Origin of the sequence: Mesorhizobium muleiense (assembly GCF_900099905.1) — a bacterium.
GTDB classification, from domain to species: domain Bacteria; phylum Pseudomonadota; class Alphaproteobacteria; order Rhizobiales; family Rhizobiaceae; genus Mesorhizobium; species Mesorhizobium muleiense.
Map to the genome: position 1 here is coordinate 1 of NZ_FNEE01000053.1, position 1,954 is coordinate 1,954.

The window sequence follows — 1,954 nt, forward strand, 5'->3', positions numbered from 1 at the left end:
ACGATCGGGTGGGAGGGAGCCTTGCGGCGTCCCCCCTCCCACACCACCGTGCGTACGGTTCCGTACACGGCGGTTCATGAAGCGTGGTTTAGGCGTCGAAGCTCGTTTTGAAGCGAGATCAGCCCGAGCTTGTTGAAGAAGGCATTGCGGAAGGCATCGCTCATATGACTGGCCCCGGCATTCCACCACGGGCCGCGGCCGTTTGAGGCCCCGTCACGCGCACGCTGCTCCGTCAATCCTCGCTGCATCAGCCGCATGAACCGGGTGCATGGCCGTTTCCATTGCCGCCACAGGATGCAGCGCAACCTGCGCCGTACCCAGCGATCCAGTTCCTCGAGAACCCCCTTGCCGTCGGTCAGCCGGAAGTAGGCGATCCAGCCGCGCAGGATCGGGGTGAGGTCCTTGATGGTGGCAGCAAGGGCGCGACCGCGCCCGGCACGGAAGAAAGCCCTCAGCTTGTCCCGCAGCCGCGCCACGCTTTTGTGCTCGATCCAGAGACGCGGCACTTTGTGGGCGGACATGGTATAGCCAAGGAACGTTCGGTTCCACGGTCGGTCCACAGCGCTTTTGTCGCCGTTGACCTTGAGCTTCAGCCGCTCGGCCAGGAACCGGGTGAGCGAGGCCATGATGCGCTCGCCGGCACGCTGCGACCGCACATAGACGTTGCAGTCGTCGGCGTAACGGCAGAAGGCGTGACCACGCCGCTCCAGTTCCTTGTCGAGATCGTCGAGCAGGATGTTCGACAGCAGCGGCGAGAGCGGCCCGCCTTGCGGCGTCCCTTCGCTGCGCGCCGTCTCGACCCCGCCCGTCATCAACCCGGCCTGCAGGTAGCGGCGGATCAACCGCAGCACCCGCTTGTCTTTAACCTTGCGCGCCACCCGTGCCATCAGCACATCGTGGTTCACCCGGTCGAAGAACTTCTCCAGATCAAGATCGACCACGAAGCGGCGGCCGCCGGCCACATGCGACCGGGCGGCACGAACCGCATCATGGGCGCTCCGCCCCGGCCGAAAGCCGTAGGAGGAGTCGGAGAAGTCCGGATCGAAGATCGGCATCAGCACCTGATGCATCGCCTGCTGGATGAGCCGGTCCAGAACGGTCGGGATGCCCAGTTGGCGCATTCCCTTGCCGCCGGGCTTGGGGATTTCCACCCCGCGCACCGGCGCCGGTCTGTAACGACCCGCCAGCAGCTCTTCTCTGATGCGCGGCCACTGCTCCGTGAGGTGGGGCTTCAGCTGTTCCACCGTCATCTCGTCGATGCCCGGTGCGCCCTTTTTCCTCACCACCCGGTGGTAGGCCGCCATCATGTTCTCGCGGCTGAGGATCATCTCCATCAGTCGCTCGTCTGCCTCCGGTCGAGAGGGCGACAGTCCTGCCGTGGGGCTCGATGCAACCGATGCCTGGGCTCGCGGCTTCCGGCCGCTGCTCCAGGTTTCGGCACGGGGGTTTTCGGCCCCGTTTTCTGCATCTTGTCCAACCATCGAAAGACCGTTCTCCGTCCGGCACTTCATGTTCAGCCCTTCGCCGTTTGGTCCGGCTACTACGGCCTCTGCTGACTCCTGCCGACCCATCCCGGCGCCTCTCGGCGGCGGTAGCACACCTGTCTCCAGGGGCAGGCCGGCAGGCCTCCCAGGGTAAGACGCGTGACCTTCGTGCCATGTGCCTGTCGCATCTACGGCCGCACCCTCCGGGGTGATATCGGGCTTCGGGTCCATGCGCCCCCTCGCCCGGTTGCGGCCGCCTCATATGCGCTTGCTGTTCGTCAGGCCGGCACTTTGCTTGCAGCTTCCTTCAGACCCCGCCTCGCGGCGACGCCCTTGCTGTTCGGCTAGCGGTTCCCATCACCCGGGCCCGCAGAGGACTTGCACCTCCAAGTCACCTCGACCGCCACCACAGCGGCCGAAACAGCGCCAGTCACGGCGCTACGCGCCATGCCTGGCGCACGCATGGATCC

The 1,954-nt window shown here is 65.7% G+C and carries 1 protein-coding gene; it reads right to left on the minus strand.

Annotated features, from left to right (window positions below; translation table 11 throughout):
• Window positions 1-74 precede the first annotated feature (74 nt).
• Complete coding sequence (gene ltrA / locus BLT09_RS33295; RefSeq protein ID WP_236473796.1) at window positions 75-1,334, minus strand: group II intron reverse transcriptase/maturase; 1,260 nt, start codon at window positions 1,332-1,334, stop codon at window positions 75-77.
• Window positions 1,335-1,954 lie beyond the last annotated feature (620 nt).